The sequence below is a fragment of the Pseudonocardia sp. GCM10023141 genome (assembly GCF_042653605.1).
Genome location: NZ_JBHSIR010000027.1, coordinates 208663 through 229712, shown reverse-complemented (window position 1 = coordinate 229712; position 21050 = coordinate 208663). Strand labels below are relative to the sequence as shown.

Annotated in this window: 23 protein-coding genes and 3 pseudogenes; 16 read left to right on the top strand and 10 right to left on the bottom strand. The window is 69.8% G+C overall.

Annotated features, from left to right (window positions below; all coding sequences use genetic code 11):
• Positions 1-44 precede the first annotated feature (44 nt).
• Complete coding sequence (locus ACFPFQ_RS16805) at positions 45-350, top strand: substrate-binding domain-containing protein (RefSeq protein ID WP_379619714.1); 306 nt, start codon at positions 45-47, stop codon at positions 348-350.
• Here ACFPFQ_RS16805 and ACFPFQ_RS16800 read toward each other — a convergent pair.
• Both ACFPFQ_RS16800 and ACFPFQ_RS16795 read right to left on the bottom strand, forming a co-directional pair.
• Positions 304-1002 carry a GntR family transcriptional regulator gene (locus ACFPFQ_RS16800; RefSeq protein ID WP_379619712.1) on the bottom strand — a complete coding sequence of 233 codons (699 nt, stop codon included), beginning with the start codon at positions 1000-1002 and terminating at the stop codon, positions 304-306. The two genes, ACFPFQ_RS16805 and ACFPFQ_RS16800, sit on opposite strands and share 47 nt — an antisense overlap.
• The gene (locus ACFPFQ_RS16795; protein WP_379619710.1) at positions 968-1954 is read right to left on the bottom strand and encodes a LysR family transcriptional regulator; all 987 of its coding nucleotides are present in this window, start codon (positions 1952-1954) and stop codon (positions 968-970) included. The genes ACFPFQ_RS16800 and ACFPFQ_RS16795 overlap by 35 nt, the downstream gene beginning before the upstream one ends.
• A gap of 82 nt (positions 1955-2036) precedes the next feature.
• Between ACFPFQ_RS16795 and ACFPFQ_RS16790 the strand changes: the two genes are divergently transcribed.
• Positions 2037-2915 (top strand): hypothetical protein, encoded by an 879-nt coding sequence (locus ACFPFQ_RS16790; protein WP_379619708.1) that lies wholly within the window; start codon positions 2037-2039, stop codon positions 2913-2915.
• Between the two features lie 180 nt (positions 2916-3095).
• Here the strand turns inward: ACFPFQ_RS16790 and ACFPFQ_RS16785 are convergent, their stop codons facing one another.
• The 8 genes and pseudogenes from ACFPFQ_RS16785 to ACFPFQ_RS16750 all read right to left on the bottom strand — a co-directional run bounded on the left by ACFPFQ_RS16785 (position 3096) and on the right by ACFPFQ_RS16750 (position 7682).
• Complete coding sequence (locus tag ACFPFQ_RS16785; protein ID WP_379619706.1) at positions 3096-3623, bottom strand: peptidoglycan-binding domain-containing protein; 528 nt, start codon at positions 3621-3623, stop codon at positions 3096-3098.
• A 199-nt stretch (positions 3624-3822) separates the two neighbouring features.
• On the bottom strand, positions 3823-3999 hold the full coding sequence (locus tag ACFPFQ_RS16780; RefSeq protein ID WP_379619704.1) for a hypothetical protein: 177 nt from the start codon (positions 3997-3999) through the stop codon (positions 3823-3825).
• A gap of 8 nt (positions 4000-4007) precedes the next feature.
• A pseudogene (locus ACFPFQ_RS16775) lies at positions 4008-4199 on the bottom strand (response regulator transcription factor); the annotation flags it as partial.
• Between the two features lie 182 nt (positions 4200-4381).
• A pseudogene (locus tag ACFPFQ_RS16770) lies at positions 4382-4459 on the bottom strand (hypothetical protein); the annotation flags it as partial.
• Positions 4422-5426, bottom strand: a pseudogene (locus ACFPFQ_RS16765) (IS630 family transposase); the annotation flags it as partial. The pseudogenes ACFPFQ_RS16770 and ACFPFQ_RS16765, both read right to left, overlap by 38 nt.
• Positions 5427-5435: 9 nt before the next feature.
• Entirely contained in the window at positions 5436-6224 is a 789-nt protein-coding gene (gene hypB, locus ACFPFQ_RS16760; protein ID WP_379619702.1) for a hydrogenase nickel incorporation protein HypB, read from the bottom strand.
• Between the two features lie 5 nt (positions 6225-6229).
• Positions 6230-6568: a hydrogenase maturation nickel metallochaperone HypA gene (locus tag ACFPFQ_RS16755; protein ID WP_379619700.1), complete on the bottom strand. Its 339-nt coding sequence runs from the start codon at positions 6566-6568 to the stop codon at positions 6230-6232.
• A gap of 55 nt (positions 6569-6623) precedes the next feature.
• On the bottom strand, positions 6624-7682 hold the full coding sequence (locus ACFPFQ_RS16750) for an AraC family transcriptional regulator (RefSeq protein WP_379619698.1): 1059 nt from the start codon (positions 7680-7682) through the stop codon (positions 6624-6626).
• A 231-nt stretch (positions 7683-7913) separates the two neighbouring features.
• On the opposite strand from ACFPFQ_RS16750, the gene ACFPFQ_RS16745 reads away from it, so the two are divergent.
• From ACFPFQ_RS16745 to ACFPFQ_RS16680, 14 genes are all read left to right on the top strand, one after another.
• Positions 7914-8438: a DUF1641 domain-containing protein gene (locus tag ACFPFQ_RS16745; RefSeq protein WP_379619696.1), complete on the top strand. Its 525-nt coding sequence runs from the start codon at positions 7914-7916 to the stop codon at positions 8436-8438.
• Positions 8439-8527: 89 nt separating this feature from the next.
• Positions 8528-9499: a hydrogenase gene (locus tag ACFPFQ_RS16740; RefSeq protein ID WP_379619694.1), complete on the top strand. Its 972-nt coding sequence runs from the start codon at positions 8528-8530 to the stop codon at positions 9497-9499.
• A 41-nt stretch (positions 9500-9540) separates the two neighbouring features.
• Entirely contained in the window at positions 9541-11148 is a 1608-nt protein-coding gene (locus ACFPFQ_RS16735; protein ID WP_379619692.1) for a nickel-dependent hydrogenase large subunit, read from the top strand.
• On the top strand, positions 11145-11990 hold the full coding sequence (locus ACFPFQ_RS16730; RefSeq protein ID WP_379619690.1) for a hydrogenase maturation protease: 846 nt from the start codon (positions 11145-11147) through the stop codon (positions 11988-11990). The genes ACFPFQ_RS16735 and ACFPFQ_RS16730 overlap by 4 nt, the downstream gene beginning before the upstream one ends.
• A 98-nt stretch (positions 11991-12088) precedes the next feature.
• Complete coding sequence (locus ACFPFQ_RS16725) at positions 12089-12268, top strand: hypothetical protein (RefSeq protein ID WP_379619688.1); 180 nt, start codon at positions 12089-12091, stop codon at positions 12266-12268.
• On the top strand, positions 12261-13520 hold the full coding sequence (locus ACFPFQ_RS16720) for a hypothetical protein (protein WP_379619686.1): 1260 nt from the start codon (positions 12261-12263) through the stop codon (positions 13518-13520). The genes ACFPFQ_RS16725 and ACFPFQ_RS16720 overlap by 8 nt, the downstream gene beginning before the upstream one ends.
• A complete protein-coding gene (locus ACFPFQ_RS16715; RefSeq protein WP_379619684.1) occupies positions 13517-14416 on the top strand; it encodes a NifU family protein in 900 nt (299 codons plus the stop codon). The genes ACFPFQ_RS16720 and ACFPFQ_RS16715 overlap by 4 nt, the downstream gene beginning before the upstream one ends.
• A 2-nt stretch (positions 14417-14418) precedes the next feature.
• On the top strand, positions 14419-15627 hold the full coding sequence (locus tag ACFPFQ_RS16710) for an NHL repeat-containing protein (RefSeq protein WP_379619682.1): 1209 nt from the start codon (positions 14419-14421) through the stop codon (positions 15625-15627).
• Positions 15624-17960 carry a carbamoyltransferase HypF gene (gene hypF / locus ACFPFQ_RS16705; RefSeq protein WP_379619680.1) on the top strand — a complete coding sequence of 779 codons (2337 nt, stop codon included), beginning with the start codon at positions 15624-15626 and terminating at the stop codon, positions 17958-17960. The genes ACFPFQ_RS16710 and hypF overlap by 4 nt, the downstream gene beginning before the upstream one ends.
• 3 nt (positions 17961-17963) lie before the next feature.
• Entirely contained in the window at positions 17964-18233 is a 270-nt protein-coding gene (locus tag ACFPFQ_RS16700; protein WP_379619678.1) for a HypC/HybG/HupF family hydrogenase formation chaperone, read from the top strand.
• 13 nt (positions 18234-18246) lie between these two features.
• Positions 18247-18963, top strand: a complete 717-nt coding sequence (locus ACFPFQ_RS16695) for a HypC/HybG/HupF family hydrogenase formation chaperone (RefSeq protein WP_379619676.1) — start codon at positions 18247-18249, stop codon at positions 18961-18963.
• A complete protein-coding gene (locus ACFPFQ_RS16690; protein ID WP_379619674.1) occupies positions 18960-19637 on the top strand; it encodes a D-sedoheptulose-7-phosphate isomerase in 678 nt (225 codons plus the stop codon). The genes ACFPFQ_RS16695 and ACFPFQ_RS16690 overlap by 4 nt, the downstream gene beginning before the upstream one ends.
• Positions 19634-20737 carry a hydrogenase expression/formation protein HypE gene (hypE, locus tag ACFPFQ_RS16685; RefSeq protein ID WP_379619673.1) on the top strand — a complete coding sequence of 368 codons (1104 nt, stop codon included), beginning with the start codon at positions 19634-19636 and terminating at the stop codon, positions 20735-20737. Before ACFPFQ_RS16690 ends, hypE begins: the two co-directional genes overlap by 4 nt.
• A 27-nt stretch (positions 20738-20764) precedes the next feature.
• Positions 20765-21037: a HypC/HybG/HupF family hydrogenase formation chaperone gene (locus tag ACFPFQ_RS16680; RefSeq protein WP_379619671.1), complete on the top strand. Its 273-nt coding sequence runs from the start codon at positions 20765-20767 to the stop codon at positions 21035-21037.
• The last annotated feature ends 13 nt before the right edge of the window (positions 21038-21050 follow it).

Here is a 21050-nt window from a genome sequence, read left to right as displayed (position 1 = left end):
CCGGAGCGGCCGGCGGCGATCGTCTGCGGCAACGACGGGACGCCATGGACGTGCTGTCGGCGGCGTGGGAGCGTGGAATCGCTGTCCCGGCCGAGCTCGCCGTCGTCGGGTTCGACGACATCCCGATGGCCGCTTGGCCGCTCGTCGGTCCGGCGACCGTGGCCTGCGACTTCGATGGGCTCGCGCGCGCCGCCGTCGAGCTGCTGGTCGACGAGATGCGATCGCCCGGACCGAACCCGGTCGAGCGGCGCATCCCGGTCGCACTGGTGCTGCGGGGTACCCGCGCTCCGCCGGCCGATCAGCTCAGGTCGCGGCAGCGATCCGGTTCGGCTGGTCGGGTGCGCAGCTGATCAGTAGCTGGGCGGTGTGCGCGATGTGGTCGCGCAGCAGCTGCACGGCTGCGTCGGTGTCGCGGCCGACCGTGTGGTGCAGAAGCATCCGGTGCTCCTGCGCGACGTCGTGGCCCGAGTCGCCGCCGAACGCCACCCCCCACGCCCGGTAGAGCTCGGCCTCGGCGCGCAAGCTCAGCGCGGTGGCCAGCAGCCGTCGGTTGGCGCAGCCGGCCAACAGCGCCTCATGGAAGGCCGCGTGGGCGGCCGCCCACACCGGTGTGGGGTGGCTCGGGTCGGCCTCGTCGAGGTAGGGCGCCCGCTCGAGCATGTGGTGGGCAGCCACCGCCTGTGCCTCGAACGACGTGTCCCCGTCCGTGATCGACAGCCGCAGGACCAGCGACTCCTGCTCGACCCGGGCCTGGGTGAGCTCGAGGAGGTCGGAGTGGGAGAGCGGGCGTACCCGGTAGCCGCGGCGGGCCTCGGACAGCACCAGCCCGTCGGCGGCGAGCCGGGTGAGAACCTCGCGGGTGGCGCCGACGCTGGCCTCGTAGTGCTGGGGCAGCTGGGGGAACCGCAGGTGTTCACCCGGAACCAGCCGGCCGCCGAGGATGTCGCCGCGGATCCTGGCGTACAGCTCATCGGTCCGGGTGACCGCCGTCGAGATCGCCACCCGTGGACGGTACCACCGTTCGAGTGTCGCCATCACTTTCGAATGACTTGGCCAGCCCGTCACCGGCCGTCTGCACGAGCGCACGGAACCAGGTGTGCGCCGGATCGGCGCTCAGGCGCGGATGCCAGATCATCGAGTACAGGAACGGGGTGAACTCGACCGGCGCACCCACCGTGCGCAGGAGCGGTCCGGCGTGCAGGGTCGCGAAGCGCCGCGGCAGCACGGCGATGAGGTCGGTGCCGGGCAGCGCGGCCACCGCGGCGCTGAAGTAAGGCACCCGCAGTCCCGGGGGCGGACGCACGCCCAGCTGCGCGAGGCGGTTCTCCACCAGCATCGTGTCGTCGTGCATCACGACGACGCTCGCATGGGGGTAGCGAGCGACGTCGTCGATGGTCAGTCGATCGCCCGTGAACGGGTGCGTGTGCGCGAGCGCGCAGACGAAGTCCTCGGTGAACAGCGCCTTCCGCCGAAGGGGCGCGGGCGGCGTGACCGGAGAGAGCGCCAGGTCCACCCGGCCGTGCTCGACATCGTCGAACGTGTGCGCGCTGAGCGGCTCGATCACCAGCGACAGGTTCGGGGCCGCTCGGAACAGGCGCCCGAACAGCGTGCCGCCGAGCACCGTCGCGGCATAGTCGGTGCAGGCGACCCGGATGGTGTCGGTCGCTGTCGCGGGGTCGAACGCGTCGCCGCGCACGAGCGACCGCAGCCGGGGCATGACGTGTGCGAGCTCGTGCTGGATCGCATGGGCCCTCGGCGTCAGCTCGTACCCGGCTGCCGTGCGGATCAGCAGTTCGTCGTTGAAGGTCGTGCGCAGCCGGGCAAGGGTCCGGCTCATGGCCGACTGGCTCAGGTGCGAGCGCAGAGCGGCCCGCGAGACGTGCCGCTCGTCGAGCAACACCTCGAGTGCCGTGAGCAGGTTGAGGTCCACGTTCTCGATATGCACTGCGCGCATGATAGTGCTGCCAGCCATGCATTGGACGGCGTCATCTGGGGAGCGAAGAATCGCCCAGTCAGCTCGCTCAGGAGGCGCAACGATGCGAACGGTCGACGGCGTGAACAGTGTGATCGAGCGCGGGGCCATCGAGCGGATGCTGGCCGCTCTGGGTGGCCGTCCCGCGGTCATGGCGGCCACAACTCAGACGAGCGTCGCGACAGGCAGCCGGATAGGTGCCGCCGGCACCGTCGAATTCGCCGCCATCCTCGTGGAGCACGCGGAGGAACCCAGCTACCACCTCGTCCTGAGCTCGGAAGGCCTGTCCCGGCTCGCCCGACTTGCCTACACCGAGATCGGGAATGGAACGCGCGGACACCTCGAAGGAGTCGCACTTGCTGGGTCGGACGCCGTGGACGGGCCCGTCGCGGAATGGCGGGTGGCCGCCCGCCTGCGCCATCTCGACCTGACCTCGCCCCTGCGCCTCGCCCGAATGCTGGCGCGCCCCCGCTGCGCCGTGACGGCCACTCGGGATGCGATCCGACTGCGTCTGTGGGGATCGTCCGTGATGACGATTCGGCTTGCCGCCACTGGGCTGCCGGACACCGTGCGGCTTTCCGAACAGGGTGAAAAGACAGCGGTCGAGGTCGGCTTCGCAGACTACCGAAGGACCGGCAAGTTGGTCCTCCCGTACGCAGTGACGATCAAAGCCGACGGCCGGCTCGTGCACGACGAACGGCGATCCGCCGTTCGGGTCGACGAAAGCGCCACCGGCCACCGGTTCCGCGTGGGGCGCCGGAGCGGCACGAGATCTCCGGGTCCATGTGCGCCGGCCGTCGGCGCAACCACGACGGCGCTCATGGACCGGATCTACAGCGGCGAGGTGGACGGGTGCCTCGCCGGCGTGGAAGCGGCAAGCCGCAGATGGCCTGTCGGTCGGGGCGACGGGCAGGGTTCTGACGCCCGGCCATTGACCAATTGACGTGGAGCAGATCTGGAACAGGAATGTGCGCTGTACTTGGGGTCAAGTGCTCCAGGCCGCAGTGGCGGAGGAACGTCACGGCCTGTTCGGGAGACCAGCAGACTCGCTCGGTCGCTCGGTCGCTCGGGGCGTCGCCGGGAGACGCGGCGACGCCCTTCCCGGTCCCAGGTGCGGGCGCGCTCAGCTGCCCATCTGGTTGTTGCCAGCTGCGAGGAAGTTGGCGAGTGCGGCCTGGGTGGCGGCGTTCATCGTGCCGGTCTGGGGCAGGTGGGCGTCGCGCTGCAGGTAGGTGATGGCCTGGGTGGTCTGGGCGTTCATGATCCCGGTGACGGGGCCTTCGTAGTAGTTGAGCTGGCCGAGCTCGGTCTGCAGCGTCGTGATCGCCGCGCTGGGCCCGACCGGGTTGACGGGCGTGACCGGGGTGACCGGGGTGACCGGCACGACCGGCTTGACGGGGCTCACGGGCGTCACGGGGACGATGTGGTGGGCCGGGATGCCGTTGCCGCCGCCGTGGATGACGACGGTGGTCGGGGTGGTCGGGGCCGGGGTGGTCGCGCTCGCGGTGCCCGCGGTGAGCCCGAGGACGATGCCGGTGGCGATGCCGGCTCCGGCGAGGGTGGCGCCGATGGCGAGTGCGATCGTGCGGCCCCGGTGGGACGTCTTCGCGGCGGTGGTGGTGCCGGTGGTGGAGAGGGTCTCGGCGTCCATGGTGGTGGCTCCTTGTGCGGTGACTCCGGGGTGTTTCCCCGATGTCCCAACAGTGCGCCGCGGCGGGGTTCGGCACCGTCGACCGGTGGGGCCATCGCGGAGATGAGCCGGGTGTCGGCCGATCGGTGGACACCGGGGGTCTGGCGTGCACGAAGGCGTGATGGGGGCGGGCTTCTGGTGTGATGTCGAGCTGCGCGGCTCAGCTGCCCGCTGCCACGTCAAGGTTCTCCGCTGAGACTCGTGCGGGCGGCCTCATCGGCAGCCCCGGGTTCGAGGTGTAGGCCGCCGCAACGGGGTGCTCATCGGTGGTGATCACGTTCTTGCGGGGAAGGTGGCGGTGGCCTTCCTGCAAGTCCGGGGGCAGGCCGAAGGCCATGAGGGACTTCATGGCAGGCCGGTTCGGTCCGAGCGGCCGGGTCCGGCGTCGCGGGCGACAACGGCGGCCTGTACGCGGTCGGTCAGCCCGAGCTTGCCGAGGATCGTGGAGACGTTGTTGGACACCGTCTTCGTCGACACGCCGAGCCTGGCCGCGATGTCTGCCGTGGGGATGCCCGCCGCGACGAGGTCGAGCACGTCGAGTTCGCGCGGGTCAACCGCGAGAACGGCTGCGCCGCCGGTGCGTCGCGCCCGGAGAGCCTGCCGAGCACGCGGCCGGCGACCTCCGGTGCGAAGAGCACCTCGCCGCGGGTGACCGCGCGCACGGCCCGTGCGATGTCCTCCTGCTCGGTACCCTTGAGCAGGTAGCCGCGCGCCCCGGCCTTCATCGCGGTGAACAGCGAGTCGTCATCGTCGTGCATGGTGAGCACGCAGACCGCGACCGCCGGTGCGCCCCGGGCGAGCTCGCGGGTCGTTCCGAATCCGTCGAGGTCGGGCATCTGCAGGTCGACCAGCGCGACGGGCAGTACTCGGCGATGTCGGCCTCGAGGGCCTGCGGCGGATCTTCTGGTCGGTGAGGAACCCGAACCAGCGCTCGACCTGGTTGATCCACGAGGATCCGGTCGGGGTGAAGTGCATGTGGAAGCGGGGGTGTTACGCCAGCCAGGCCTTGATCGCGGGGATCTCGTGGGTGGCGTAGTTGTCGCAGATCAGGTGCACGTCCAGCTCGGCGGGCACGGTCTTGTCGATCGTGATCAGGAACGTGCGGAACTCGATAGCGCGGTGCTGGCGGTGCGGCTCGCCGATCACGGTGCCATCGGCGATGTTGAACGCGGCGAACAGGCTCGTGGTGGCGTGGCGGTAGTAGTCGCGGGTGCGCCGCTCGGGCATGCCGGGCATCATCGGCAGCACCGGCTGGGACCTGTTCAACGCTTTGACCTGCGACTTTTCGTCGACGCAGAGCACGACCGCCCGCTCGGGCGGGTGGTGATACAGCCCGACGACGTCAACGACCTTCTCGACGAACAGCGGATCGGTGGACAACCTGAAGGTGTCGGCGAGGTGTGGTTTGAGCCCGAAGCTGCGCCAGATCCGCCCGACGGTGGAACGGCTCAACCCGGAGCGTTGTGCCGTCGAGGCCCGTGACCAGTGGGTGGCCTCCCGCGGGGTCTGTTCCGGCGTCTCCACGATCACCTGCTCGACCTGATCCACCGTGATCGACGGCGGTCGCCCGGGTCGGTCCTCATCGACGAGCCCGTCCAGGCGCTGGTTCACGAACCGGGTGCGCCACTTCGTGACCGTGGTCGGGTGCACCCGCAGATCCGTGGCGATCTGCTTGTTCGTCACACCATCAGCGCAGGCAAGCACGATCTTGCTGCGCTGCGCCAACGCTGGGGAGGACTTCGCCCGCTGCGCCCACCGCTGCAGCTGGTCGCGTTAGTTCTTCGATGAGAGCCGTTCGCCGTGCTTTGTCTTCAGCCAGGAACACCACTCTTCGACGCCGTGCCCGGTGCTCGCGCTGGTTTCGATGACGGTTACGGTGGGGTTGACAGCCTTCAAATTTGCGTAGAAGGCGGGCAGGTCGAAATTTAGATGAGGGAGCAGGTCGATCTTGTTGACCAGCACGAGATCTGCGGAGCGGAACATCACCGGGTATTTCAGTGGCTTCTCCTCGCCCTCGGTAATGGCGTAGACCATGGCTCGCAGGTGCTCGCCGACCTTGAATTCGGCTGGGCAGACGAGATTCCCGACGTTCTCGATGATGACCAGGTCGAGATTATCGAGTGGTAGCCGCGGGAGCGCCGAGCGCACCATGGGCGCATCGAGATGGCATTCACCGCCGAACCCGTTGGCAGTGTTGATCAGCGTGATCGCTGCTCCGAACCCCTCGAGCCGGTCGGAGTCAAGGCTTGTCTCGATGTCGCCCTCGACGATCCCGACGCGCAGGTCGCCCTGCATCCGGAGCAGCGTTTCGCGCAGCAATGCCGTCTTGCCGGCGCCGGGCGAGGACATCACGTTGATGGCTGTGACCTGTGCGTTGTCGAAGTCGGATCGGTTCTCCGCGGCGGTGTTGTCGTTTTCGTCGAAGATCCGCTCAAGCACCTCGATCCGGTCCGCGCCGGTCTTGTAGCCGGAGTGGTCGCCCAGGTGCTCGTGATCGTCGGCGTGCCCGTGCCCGTGCCCGTGCCCGGTCGTTGTGTCGTCGTGCCGGTGAAAGCGCCCCATGTGGATCAGGCCTCCGCAAGGTCGAGAGTGGTGATGAGAAATTCCTCACCGGAGATGATCTCGACGTCGCGACCGGAGCATGAGTTGCAGATCAGTACGGGAGCGTCGAGGGTTTGAGTGGTGTGGCACGTCGCGCATCTCAGCGCGCCAGGAATGCTTTCCACCTGCAACTCCGTGCCGGCGAGTGGCGTATCAGAGTTCATCATTGACCAGCAATAGAGAAGTGTGTCGGGAACGATCTGACGCAGCTGCCCGATACGTATATGAACGGTCGCGACGTGCCGGCCGTCGGCGTGCTTGGTGACGATGTCAGCGATCGATCGGCAGATCGAGAGTTCGTGCACGTCAGTGTGACCCCCTCATTTTTCGGGCTGACCGTACACGCCTACGGAAGGCGTGTCATCTGCGCAAGGTCTCCGATGGGGACTCGTCCCACCGCTTCCGGTAGAGCACCGAGAAGCTGCTGAGGTGGGTGAACCCCCACCTCTCAGCCACGCTGGTGACGGTAACGCCATCGGACGGGACGGCGTCGGTGAGGTCCTCGCGTGCGCGCTCCAGCCTGCGATCGCGCAGGTAGAGCATCGGGCTGGTACCCAGCTCGTCACGGAAGCCCTGCTGGACCGCGCGCACGCTCATGTGCACGCTCTTCGCGATGTCGTTCATGGTGATTCGCTGGCTGAGGTGGGCCTCGATGTAGTCGAGCGCCTCGCGCACGACCCGCCGTCCGGCCTGCTCGGCGGGCAGGAGCAGCTGAGTTTGGTAGTTGGACGGCTGCAGCAGCAGCAGGGTGCTCATCAGCAACTCCTCGAGCGGGCCGATCCCCTGGCCGTGCTGCACCAACGAATCGGGATAGAAGGCCTCTGCGTGCAGGAGCTGGATCGCGCCGTTCCAGCGCATCGCCGCGTCGGTTGTCAGGTCCATCTCCGGCTCGAACACGATCGGCCGCGACAGGCTGCCGCCCATCAGCCGCGTCAGGTGCCGGGCCAGTGCCTCCTGCTCGATGCGGATGATCAGCTGGGGGGAGTCGTGGGCGAACTGCATCGTCAGCGCCATCCCGGGGCTGGTGACGACGGCACGGATCGGGTTGGCCTCGAACTCGCGGCCGTTGTGGGTGCACATGGCATGCCCGTTCGTCGGCATGTGCACGGCGAAGTACGGGCCCATCGCAGGGACGTCGAGCGTCGCGGCGATCCCGAGGTCGATGTGGAGCATGCTGACGTCGCGCAGGCGCATCCCGTGCAGGCTGGCGGCGAACATGTGGGCGTCATCGTCGCAGAGGGCGAGCGTCGCGGGAGACAGCGCCTTCCCGAGCAGCCTGGCGGCTTCCCGGACGGACTCCGCGTAGAAGATCTCGTTGTCCGCCAGCGCCGGCGGAATCCCTCTGGACCGCACCCTGCGCCGCACCGGCAGCGTGGTGCGGTGGACGTCGATGAAGCCCAGCTTCTTGAGGCGAGACACAACCTGACCGCCGTTCCCGTGAGTGTGCGGCGAAGGTCCTTAGATTAGGGGGATGTCCTAGGGAAGAGTTGATGATAGGTCGTGCGTATGCGTGGCAGCAGGTCTGCGCAATTCTGACAGTGTCTGCGCGATGGCGATAGGCGAGCCGCAGCGGGGTCTGCTTACCTGTGGCCTAGCTCACGATCATCCGTTCTCAGGATCATGGTGCTCGACGGCACAGGAGGTTCGCTTGTGGCTCTGAACGATCCACTCGCCATCCGCTCTCCGGCAGACGACCTGCTGGAGCGTTTGGACGAGCCGAAGGTTGTTGCGGCGCTGAACACGCTGCTCGACCATGCCGATCTGCTGGCGGTCGCTGTCGTCGCACTCGACGGCTTCCTCAGCCGCGGCGACGTGATTGCCGACTCGCTCTTCGACGCCGTCGGGGAGCTGCGCGGTGTCACCGCAGGTGCCAGTGGTTCACTTGCCGGCATCGATGTCAAGGGTGTCGTGAATACCGTGAGCACCTTGGCGGGCCCGCTGGTAGCTGCGACGCCGGCCCTCACCACGCTTCTCGCGGGCGTTTCGGAACCGCGTACGGTCGCGGTCGTAGGACAGCTCACCGGCGCCGTCGCCGATGCCGACCGGACTGCGAGCGCCACGGGGCCGAGCGGAGCGTTCGCGCTGCTCCGCGCGCTCAAGGACCCCGACGTCTCCCGCGGACTCGGCTTCTTCCTCGCGCTGGTGAAGGCCTTCGGCCAGCGCCGGGCCTCGTAAGCGCCCGGGCGCGCACTTCTCAACGGCGCTCCGGCGTCGTCTCCCACCACAGCGACTCGCGCCGCGAGGCGCGATCGAAAGGAGTTCCCATGGCGTCTGTGCTGTGGTTCCAAGGCGGGGCCTGTAGTGGCAACACCATGTCGTTCCTGAACGCAGAGGAGCCCAACGTCGTCGATCTGATCGTCGACTTCGGACTGGACCTGCTCTGGCACCCCTCGCTCGGTCTGGAACTCGGAGAGAACGCGCAGAGGCTCTTCCGGAACTGCGCCGACGGCTCCAAGCCGCTTGACGTCTTCGTGTTCGAAGGCACCGTCATCGAGGGTCCCAACGGCACCGGCCGGATGGACATGTTCGCCGACCGGCCGATGAAGGACTGGGTCACCGATCTGGCCGCGCAGGCGCAGATCGTGGTCGCGATCGGTGATTGCGCCTGCTGGGGAGGCATCCCGGCGATGGCGCCCAACCCGTCCGGCTCGACGGGCCTGCAGTTCCACAAGCGCGACAAGGGCGGCTTCCTCGGCCCGGACTTCCGCTCGAAGATGGGCCTGCCCGTCATCAACATCCCGGGCTGCCCCGCCCACCCGGACTGGATCACCCAGATCCTCGTGGCACTGGCCACCGGCCGGGCCGGAGACATCGCGCTCGACGAGTTGCACCGGCCGGAGACGTTCTTCAAGTCCTTCACCCAGACCGGCTGTACCCGCGTGCAGTTCTTCGAGTACAAGCAGTCCACGACCTCGTTCGGCGAGGGCACCCGCACCGGCTGCCTGTTCTACGAGTTCGGCTGCCGGGGCCCGATGACGCACTCCCCGTGCAACCGGATCCTGTGGAACCGGCAGTCGTCGAAGACCCGCGCCGGGATGCCGTGCATGGGCTGCACCGAGCCGGAGTACCCGTTCTTCGACCTGGCGCCCGGCACGGTGTTCAAGACCCAGAAGGTGGCCGGCACGATCCCGAAGGAAGTTCCCGAGGGCAGCGACCACCTCACGTACATGGCGCACGCCGCCGCCGCCAGAATCGCCGCTCCCCAGTGGTCGAAGGAAGACATGTTCGTGGTCTGAGTGACCTCTCCCGACAATGGTTGTCCTGAAAGGACCCACAAATGACCGCGCTTGACCTGTTCGTGAGCCCCTTGGGCCGCGTCGAGGGCGACCTCGACGTCCGCGTCACCATCGAGGACGGTGTCGTCACCTCGGCCTGGACCGAGGCCGCAATGTTCCGCGGGTTCGAGATCATCCTGCGGGGCAAGGACCCGCAGGCCGGCCTCGTCGTCTGCCCCCGCATCTGCGGGATCTGCGGCGGCAGCCACCTCTACAAGTCCGCCTACGCGCTCGACACCGCATGGAAGACCCACATGCCGCCGAACGCGACGCTGGTGCGCAACATCGCCCAGGCCTGCGAGACGCTGCAGAGCATCCCGCGCTACTTCTACGCCCTGTTCGCCATCGACCTGACGAACAAGAACTACGCGAAGTCCCCGATGTACGCAGAGGCCGTTCGCCGGTTCGCACCCTACGTCGGCACCAGCTACCAGCCCGGCGTCGTGCTCTCGTCCAAGCCGGTGGAGGTCTACGCGATCTTCGGCGGCCAGTGGCCGCACTCGTCGTTCATGGTGCCCGGCGGCGTGATGTGCGCCCCGACGCTGTCGGACGTGACCCGGGCGATCGCGATCCTGGAGCACTGGAAGGACAACTGGCTGGAGAAGCAGTGGCTCGGCTGCTCCATCGAGCGCTGGATGGAGATCAAGAGCTGGGAGGACATGCTCGAGTGGGTCGATGAGAACGAGTCCCAGCGCGAGAGCGACTGCGGGTTCTTCATCCGCTACTGCCTGGATGTCGGCCTGGACAAGTACGGCGCGGGTGTCGGCAACTTCCTGGCCAGTGGTACCTACTTCGAGCCGTCGCTGTATGAGAACCCGACGATCGAGGGCCGCAACGATGCACTGATCGGCCGATCGGGCGTCTACGCCAACGGCAAATGGCAGGCCTTCGACCAGGCCAAGGTCCGCGAGGATGTCACGCACTCGTTCTACGAGGGCACTCAGGCGCTGCACCCGTTCGAGGGCGAGACCAACCCGGTCGACCCCGAGGAGGGCCGCAAGCAGGGCAAGTACAGCTGGGCCAAGTCCCCGCGCTACGACACCGGCGGCGGTACCTACGTCCCGCTCGAGGCCGGCCCGCTGGCACGGCGGATGGCGGCCGGTGGCCCCAACGCGCTGCCGCACCAGGACAACGACCCGTTGTTCCCGGACATGGTCAGCAAGATCGGGCCGAGCGTGTTCGTGCGGCAGATGGCGCGCATGCACGAGGCCTCCAAGTACTTCACCTGGACGCGCAAGTGGCTCGACCAGATCGACCTGCACGAGAGCTTCTACACCAAGCCCACGGAGCACGCCGAGGGTAAGGGCTTCGGTTCCACCGAGGCCGCTCGCGGATCGCTGTCGGACTGGATCGTCATCGAGGACAACAAGATCAAGAACTATCAGGTGGTGACCCCCACCGCGTGGAACATCGGCCCACGCGACGGGGCGGGTACGGTCGGCCCGATCGAGAAGGCGCTGATCGGCTCGCCGATCGTCGACGTCGAGGACCCGGTGGAGCTGGGGCACGTCGCCCGCAGCTTCGACTCGTGCCTGGTCTGTACGGTCCACGCCTACGACGGCAAGACCGGCCGCGAGCTCAGCAAGTTCGTGATCAACGGAATGGTGTGATCCCGACGAACAACGAGCAGCAGGCTGTTCCCGCAGTCGACATCGACGGACCAGGGTGCGAGGTCCTCATCGTCGGCTGCGGGAACCTCCTGCGGGGTGACGACGGCGTCGGACCGATCCTGATCCGGCACCTGTTCGAGCTGGGCGTCCCGGACGGCGCCCGGCTCGTCGACGGCGGCACGGCCGGGATGGACGTCGCGTTCCAGATGCGCGGCGCCGCCAAGGTCGTGATCATCGATGCGTCGGCGACCGGCTCGGCTCCGGGCACGATCTACCGCGTGCCCGGGGCCGAGCTGGAGAACGTGCCGCCGCTGCAGGGTCTGCACACGCACTCGTTCCGGTGGGACCACGCCATCGCCTTCGCCCGCTGGGCGCTGGGCGAGGCGTGCCCGGAGGACATCACGGTCTTCCTGATCGAGGCGCAGGCCGTCGCGTGGGGAGCGGACCTTTCGGAGCCGGTCGTCGCCGCGATGGAGCAGGTGCTCGCGCTGGTCGAGCGTGACTACCTCGGACCGCTGCGGCCCGCGCAGGACTCCGGCCCGGACGGGCCACAGGTCGAGTTCACGGCCGACGGCTATCTGCGGATCGACGCCCGGCTGGCGGGGAAGCGGTTCCCGTCCAGCGCTGCCGTCGCGCTGCTCCGTGACGGGCAACTGTGGCTGTTGCCCTTGCGCGGCCCGCAGAGCGGGGGTCTGCTGCTCAAACAGCGCAATCCGGCGGGTGACCGGTCGGCGCTGGTTCGGGATGTTCTCTCGGACCGCATCCCGATCGGGATCCGCCGTGCGGTCTGGGACGATGACCAGGGCGCGCTTCGGGTGTCTCTGGAGGACCCGGAGACATGACGCTGATGGCAACCGACGATGCTCCCTGGAACCCGGCCGACCTACCCGAACCCGAACCCGAACCCGACGGGCGACCGAACGTCGAACACGCCGACAGCGTGGAGACGGTCGTCTACTCCGAACGCGGCCGATGGGTCGTGGAGATCGTCGTGATGTTCGTCGACGGCATCGTCCGGCACCGTATCGACACCTTCCCGACCAAGGCCCGCGCCGAACTCTCCGCCGGGCTGATCAAGCGCGCCGCCGAACGCGATCTGCGAGGACCACTCAATGGCTGAAACGACGTCGATGGCAATCATCGCCCCCGCCCAACTGGCCACCCGGCCACAGCCGGTGGGTGCGTTCCCGCTGCCCGCCGGCTACCTCCTCGTGCCGGCAGGTGCTGACACCGAGGACGCGCGACTGACCCTGCTGGCCGGACGCGAACCCGCGCCGTGGCCCGCCCGGATGCGGGCTCACGAGCTCGCGCTGTCCGGTGACCGCGACGCCGCGCTCGCCGCGCTCACCGGTGGCGATGTCGTCACCCGGTACAACCGGTTCGTCCTGGACCCCGACGGTGTCGCGGATCTCGATGCGCTCCGCGCCGACCTCGGCGAGCTCGGGCCGCTCGTCGACGTCCTGGAGTTCGTTCTCGGCCGCTCCGACACCCCGCCCGAGCGCGGCGACACCGACGGCGAGATCGCCGCGCTGGTGCTGTCCGCGCAGGCTGCGGACGCGCTGGGCCGCGATGAGCCGGCCGCTGCCGTCGCGCTGCTCGACGAGGCCGCCGAGCTCGCTCCCGCCCAACCCCTGGCCGGGCTGCTGCTCGGCGCGGCCGCATCGGTCTGCCTCGAGAACGACGGGCTGGGTGACGGTGCCACGCCGCGGCTGGAGAAGGCCCTGAAGGCCCTCGACGGTGCCGATGGCCTGCGGGTCGGCCGGGCCGAGCTGCACCTCGCGCTGGCCGGAGCACTGCACGCGCAGGGCACCGAGCGGCCCGACCTGGTCGCGAAGGCCATCCCGCACTACCACTCGACGCTGCAGCTGATCCTGCGCGCCGAGGCACCCGACATGTGGGCCGCGGCGCACTCCGACCTCGCCGCCGCCTACCTGACGATGCCGATGATCGAGGCGTCCGACCAGCTCCGGCTGGGCGTAGCCGTGCAGTCGCTGCGCAGCGCGTTGAAGGTCTACACGCCCGAGACCCACCCCGAGCGGTGGGCGAGCACGCAGCTCAACCTGGCCAACTCGCTGGTCTACACCCCGTCCAAGCACCAGGCCGACAACCTCGTCGAGGCGGTCGAGATCTACGAGGCCGTGCTCGAGATGCGCGATCGGGAGACCGACCCGCTGGGCCGCGCCAGGGTGCTGGCCAACCAGGGCAACGCGCTCGCGCACTTGGGGATGTTCGATCCCGCCAAGGCGAAGCTCTACGAGGCGCGGTTCCTCTTCGAGGAGTTCGGTGACCACAGCTCCATGCGGTCGGTCCGCGGTGTGCTCGACGAGGTCGCCCGGCAGCAGACCCTGATCAAGACCCAGGAGCAGCCATGACCACCACCGCGGCACCCGAGACGGCCGCATCGGCCGAACCGTCCTTCGAGGAACTGGCCGGCAACGTCGATTCCGCGATGAAGGCCGTGTCCGAGCTCGAACCGCCCGCCCGCGCCGCCGCCGAGGAGCTCAAGGCGGCCGTCGAGGCCGTCCACCGGTCCGGGCTGGTCACGATCGTGCGCAGCATGCAGTCGCACCCGGCGGCTCGCGGCCTGTTGTTCGAGCTGGTCGACGACCCGGCGGTGCACATGCTGCTGTCGCTGCACGGGATCATCCGGCCCGACCCCGTGACCATGGCGAATCGCGTGCTCGTCGAGGTGCGCCCGCAGCTGCAGAGCCACGGCGGCGACGTGTCGCTGGACCGGATCGAGGACGGCATCGCGTACGTCCGCCTCGAGGGCGCCTGCAACGGCTGCTCGATGTCCTCGGTGACGCTGCGCAACCTCGTCGAAGGGGCGCTCGTGGCGGGCGTCGCGGCGATCACCGGCGTCGAGGTGCTGCCCAACGAGCCCTCGCCGACACTGATCTCGGTCGACTCGCTGTTCATGGGGCCCGATCCTGAGTCCGAGGGTTGGGTGAAGGCGGCCCCGGCGTCCGATATCGCTGTCGGCGCGGTCAGCTCGTTGAGTCTGACATCCGCGTCCGGCGCGCACGCCGACGTGATCGTCGTCAACATCGAGCAGCGACTCACCGCATACCAGAACGCGTGCGCGCACGAGGGCCTCCCGCTGGACAACGCGCTGCTCGACACCTCCAACGGCACGCTGACCTGCCCGTGGCACGGGTTCTGCTACGACGCGTCGTCGGGGGAGTGCCTCAGCGCGCCCGGCGCGCAGCTCGAGCAGCTTCCGCTGCGGGTCGACGACGGCCACATCTGGATCCGGGTCGGGCAGTGACATTGCCGATCTCCCCCCCGCCGCCGGTGCGGGTCTCGTCCTACACCTCGCGGCCCGGCAACGTCGAGCGGCGGCGCGGCGGCGCGACGCCCGACGCCGTCGATCTCACCGGGGGCTGGGCGCCGCACCTGTGGCTGGGCGCTCCCGCCCCGGGTGGTCTGGCGCTACCCGCGGCCACTCCCACCATGGCGTGGATGTACTCCCCGCGCGGGGTGTTCCTCGATGACGACCATGTGATCGCCGCGGACTCCGGCAACCACCGGGTGCTGATCTGGCACGGCCATCCCGACCACGACGAGCAGCCGGCCGACGTCGTGCTGGGTCAGCCCGATGGCACGACCGAGGGCCGGGCCGCGGGCGGGCGCGGCCCGGAACGCGGGATGAACCTGCCCACCGGCGTGCTGGTCCACGAGGGCAAGCTGATCGTCGGCGACGCCTGGCACCACCGCGTGCTGATCTGGAACGAGGTGCCGCGCGTCAGTGACGTGGCGCCCGACCTGGTCCTCGGCCAGCCCGACCCGTGTTCGGTCGAGCCGAACCGCGGCGGTGAGGCTTCGGCGGCCACGATGTACTGGCCGTTCGGGATCGGCATCGTCGGCGGGCGGTTCTGGGTTGCCGACACCGGCAACCGCCGCGTGCTCGGCTGGGATGGCGGGGTGCCGACCGTCGACCGGCCGGCCGACATCGTGCTCGGCCAGCCCGACGCGTCGCATCGCGAGGAGAACCGGGGCGCCGACGCGGATGCCGACAGCTTCCGCTGGCCCCACGACATCACCGGCACCGACGACCGGCTGCTGATCGCCGACGCCGGTAACCACCGGGTGCTCGGCTGGTCCCCGCACCCGGACTCCGACGCCCCGGCCGACATGCTGCTCGGGCAGCCGGACTTCGCCGCGTCGGCCGAGTGGCCCTACGGACCGCACCGCGGGGACCGCTTCCGCTTCCCCTACGGCGCGAAGTACGAAGCCGGCAGGCTCGCGGCCGCCGACACCGCCAACAACCGGATCCTGCTGTGGGACGCGATCCCGACCGACGGCCGCGCCGCCGACCACGTACTGGGGCAGCCGAGCTTCACGGCCAACGGCGAGAATCGCTGGTCCAGCGTGCAGCGCGACTCGATGTGCTGGCCGTACGGGCTGGCCCTGCACGGCAACCTGCTGGCCGTGGCCGACTCCGGCAACAACCGCGTCGTGATCTGGCGGCGCGCATGAGCCTCCTCGGAACCGAGCGGCGCCGCTTCACCGTGACCGGTGTGGTGCAGGGCGTCGGGTTCCGCCCGTTCGTCCACCGGATGGCCACCGAGCTCGGGCTGGTCGGGCTGGTCGGCAACGACGCCGCGTCGGTCTTCGCTGAGGTACAGGGCTCGCCGGCCGCGCTCGACGAGTTCGCGGACCGGCTGGCCACGGACGCGCCACCGTTGGCGCAGGTCACGGCGGTGCGCGCGGCGTCGATACCGGCCGTCGCCGATGCGGCGTTCCGGATCGTGACGAGTGTGGCGGGCAACGGCGCGCGGACCCCGATCCCGCCGGACAGCGCGGTCTGTGCCGATTGTGTCGGGGAGCTGTTCGACCCGGCCGACCGCCGCTATCGCCACCCGTTCATCACGTGCACCAACTGCGGGCCCCGGTTCACGATAATCCGCGATCTCCCTTATGACAGGCCGTCCACGACAATGGCAGGCTTTCCCCTGTGCGTCCGGTGCGACGCGGAGTATCGCGATCCTGCCGATCGTCGTTTCCACGCGCAGCCCGTCGCCTGTCCGGACTGCGGGCCGAGGCTCTGGTTCGGACAAGGGGACAGGCACGTCACCGGGTCGGATGCGGCGCTGGCCGCGACCCAGCGTGCCCTGGCTGCCGGCCGGGTCGTCGCGATCAAGGGGATCGGCGGCTACCACCTCGCCTGCGCCGCGGGGAACGGCGCCGCGGTGGCCGCGATCCGCGCCCGCAAGGGGCGCGACGGCAAGCCGTTCGCGGTGATGGTCGCCGACCTCGACGCCGCGCGTCGGCTCGTCATGATCGACGAGGCCGAAGCCGCGGTCCTGACCGCACCGGCCCGCCCCGTCGTGCTGCTGCGCCGGCTACCCGGGGTGGCCATCTCCGACGGCGTCGCTCCCGGCAGCCCCTGGCTGGGCGTGCTGCTGCCGTACTCTCCAGTGCACCACCTCCTGTTCGCACCGGTGCCGGGCTCCGCCGCGCCCGTGCCCGACATCATCGTGCTGACCAGCGCGAACCGCTCCGGCGAGCCGATCTGCTACACCGCAGCCGACGAGGACGACCGGCTCCCCGCGCTGGCCGACGACGTGCTCAGCCACGACCGGCCGATCCACGTGCCGTGCGACGACTCGGTGGTCCGTGTCGTCGACGGACGCGAGCTGCCGATCCGCCGCTCCCGCGGCTACGCGCCGCTGCCCGTCGATCTCGGCCGTGACGGTCCGCCGGTGCTCGCCGTCGGCGGCGAGCTCAAGAACACCTTCTGCCTCACCGTGGGCGCCCGCGCGTACTGCTCGGCGCACATCGGTGACATGGGAACGCTCGAGACGGTGCAGGCCTTCGAGCGGTCGGTGGCGCAGCTCGGGGGCATGCAGGCGGTGCGCCCGGCGCGCATCGCAGCGGACCTGCACCCCGGCTACCTGACCCGCAGCTGGGCCGAGCGGCACGCCGGCGACCGGCCGCTCGACCTCGTGCAGCACCATCACGCGCACGTCGCGTCGCTGCTCGCGGAGCACGGCAGGCTCGGCGAGCCGATCGTCGGCGTCGCATTCGACGGCACCGGCTACGGCCCGGATCTCGACGGTGCGGGCGCGGCGGTGTGGGGCGGCGAGATCCTGCTGCTGGGCGCCGACAGCCACCGCTTCACCCGCGCGGGCCACCTCGCCCCGGTCCCGCTGCCTGGCGGCGACGTCGCCGTGCGCAACCCGTGGCGGATGGCGCTGTCGCACCTGGCGACCGCCGGCATCGAGTGGGCACCCGACCTGCCGCCGGTCGCGGCGGGTAGCCCGGCCCAGCTGCGGCTGCTGCGCTCGCAGCTCGACTCGGGCCTGGGCTGCGTCGCGTGCACCAGCATGGGGCGGCTGTTCGACGCGGTCGCGTCGCTGCTGGGTGTCCGGCACCGGATCAGCTACGAGGGCCAGGCCGCGATCGAGCTGGAGGTGCTGGGCGCGGGCGCCGATCTCGCCGGCACCGCCGACCCCGGGTTGCGGCTCGACATCGGCGCCGACGGCGTGCTGGACCCAGCACCGTTGCTGGCCGGGATCGTGGCCGGGCTGCGCGGCGGCACCCCGCCCGGCCGGCTCGCGGCGGCCTTCCACCATGCTGTGGCCGATGCCGTCGCCGAGGTGGTGGCGCAGGTCGCCGGATCCGTCCGGCTCGCCGGGCTCACCGGCGGGGTGTTCCAGAACGTGCTGCTGCTCGGGCTGGTCCGGCAGCGGCTGCAGGACGGCGGCTTCGAGGTGCTCACCCACCGTATCGTTCCGCCCAACGACGGCGGGCTCGCGCTCGGGCAGGCCGCTGTCGCGATGCTCCACGCGCTCGAAGAGGAGGGCTGAGAGATGTGTCTGGGAATCCCGGGCAAGGTCGTCGAGATCTGGGACGAGCCGACTGGGGCCAGGATGGCCCACGTCGAGTTCGCCTCCGACGCTCACGGTGGCGTCGAGGTGCGCAAGCTCTGCCTCGCCTACCTGCCCGACATGGTGGTCGGGGAGTACACGATCGCCCACGCCGGGTTCGCGCTGACCCGGATCGACGAGGCGGCGGCCCTGATCACGATCTCCACGATGTCCGAGTACGGCATCTTCGGCGACGAACCGGTGGCGTCATGAGGGGGGCGCGTTCATGACCGCCGCGGTCGATGTCGGTCTCACCGAGAACCTCGCCGCCGACCTGGCGGCGGCGGCGCTGGTGCTGGCCCGCCGGTTCGCCGCGGGGGCGACGCTGTGGTGCCTGGCGCCGGCATGGGAGCCGCACGCGCAGCACGTCGCGGTCGAGTTCGTGCACCCGGTGATCGTCGGGAAGAAGGCGCTGCCAGCCGTGGCACTGACCGGGCCCGACCTGGTCTCGACGGTCCGGGTGTCGGTCCGCCCCGGTGACGTGGTGCTCGCTGTCGCGGCGGCCACCGAACCGGAGGTGCGGTCGGTGATGCGCCGGGCGCCCGCCTGGGGCGTCACGACGCTGTGGATCGGCAGCGGCGCCCGGCCCACCGCGGGTGCGGCCGACCACGTGCTGTGGCTCGACGATCCCGACCCTCGGCTGCCCGCGACGGGCGGGTTCGTGCTGCTGTATCACCTGCTGTGGGAGCTCACGCACGTCTGTTTCGAGCATCCGGGCCTGCTGGCTCCGGAGACACCGGAGTGTACGGACGAGGTCTGCATCACCTGCAGCGACGAGGGTCGCCTCGGTGAGGTGGTCGCAGCGGGCCGCGACGGCATGGCCCAGGTGCGCACCTCCGAGGGGGTCGAGCAGGTGGCGACCGTGCTGGTCGACCCGGTGCAGCCCGGTGACCTGCTCCTGATCCACGCCGGCATGGCGATCATGAAGCTGGGCGAGACATGAGCGAGCTGGTGGGCGAACCATCGACACAGCGCGAAACCACGAACTTCCTCTATCCCTTCCTCGACGCGGAGGAGCGCGACCAGGATTCGCTGCTGCACGATCTCGCCGCGTCGGCGCGGGCCAAGGCCGCGGAGAGCACCGCGCTGCGGCAGCGCACCTTGGAGGTGTCCGCCGGGCTCATCGCGACGGCGGCTGCGGAGATGGCGCGCCGGTTCGCAGCAGGCGGGCGGCTGTTCACGTTCGGCAACGGTGGCAGCTCCACCGATGCGGCCACCCTTGCCGCGCTGTTCGCCCATCCGCCCGTCCACCATGCGCTGCCGGCCTGGTCGCTGACCGCCGACCAGGCGATCCTCACGGCGCTCGGCAACGACGTCGGGTTCGAGCTGGTGTTCGCGCGCCAGCTGATCGCGCGCGGTGACCACCGCGACATCGCGGTGGCGATGTCCACCAGCGGCACCTCGCGCGACCTCACCGCCGCGTTCCGTGAGGCGCGCAAGCGCGGCATGTACACCGTCGGGTTCGCGGGCTACGACGGCGGTGAGTTCGCCGCGAGCCCGGACGTCGACGCCTGCTTCGTCGTCGCATCACAGAGCGTGCACCGCATCCAGGAGTCGCAGGCGCTGCTGGGCTACCAGCTGTGGGCGGCCGTCCACCAGCATTGGGGAGAGTCGTGACCACCGAATACCTGTCGTCGGGTCCGAGCTTCGCCGAGGGCGAGGTGATCGAGCGGATCGAGGCGTTCCGCAAGCGCCGCCCCCGGTTGCGCGAGGAGATCGTCACACTGGCCCACGGGGCGGGCGGGAAGTCCTCGGCCGCGCTGGTCGACGCGGTCTTCGTCGAGGCGTTCCGCAACGAGCAGCTCGAGGCACTGGGCGACGGCGCGGTCCTCGCGCTGCCCAGCGGGGAGCGGCTGGCGTTCTCCACCGATGCGTTCGTGGTGCAGCCGCTGCGGTTCCCGGGCGGTTCGATCGGGCACCTCGCCGTGCACGGCACCGTGAACGACCTGGCGATGGCCGGTGCCGTGCCGTCCTGGATCTCCGCGGCGTTCGTGCTGGAGGAGGGCTTCTCCATCGCGGAGCTGAAGGAGATCGTCGCCGACATGGCCGCGGCCGCCACCGCGGCCGGCGTGCAGATCGTCACCGGCGACACCAAGGTCGTGCCCAAGGGCGCCGCGGACGGGCTGTTCATCACGACCGCGGGTGTGGGCCTCGTCCCGGCCGGGCGCGCGCTCGCCGCGGCGGCGGTGCGGCCCGGGGACCGGCTGATCATGTCCGGCACCATGGGTGATCACGGCATGGCCGTCATGCTGGCGCGCGGGGACCTGGCGATCGAGGCCGACATCCGGTCCGACACCGCCGCGGTGAGCGGTCTCGTCGAGACGCTGCTGGCCGCGGCCCCGTCCACCCGCTGGCTGCGAGACCCCACCCGCGGCGGGGTCGGCACGGTCTGCAACGAGCTGGCGCAGGTCACGGGCCTCGGCGTCGTGCTCGACGAGCAACGCCTGCCGGTCCGGCCCATGGTCAACGGGGCCTGCGAGATGCTCGGGATCGACCCGCTCTACGTCGCCAACGAGGGCAAGTTCCTCGCCGTCGTCGCGGCTGAGGAGATGGAGGCCGGGCTCGCCGCGATGCGCGCGCACCCGCTCGGTGGCGACGCGGCCGTGATCGGCGACATCGTGGCGCAACCGGCGGCCACCGTCGTGCTGCGCACCGGCTTCGGTGGCACCCGCATCGTCGACATGCTCGTCGGCGATCCCCTTCCCCGTATCTGCTGATCACCGAATCTGCTAGGAGAAGACGCCATGTGCCTGGGAATTCCCGGACGGATCGTCGAGATCACCGACGCCGCCAACTGCCTGGCGAAGGTCGACGTCAGCGGCGTGCAGCGCACGATCAGCGTGCGGCTGCTGGAGAAGGACATGCCTGAACCCGACGATTGGGTGCTGGTCCACGTCGGCTTCGCCATGGCGAAGATCGATGAGCACGAGGCACTGCTGACGCTCGCCGCAATGCAGAAGCTCGGCGAGACCTACGCCGAGGAACTCGACGCGTTCAACTCGACCTCGATCGTCTGACGCGCACCACCAC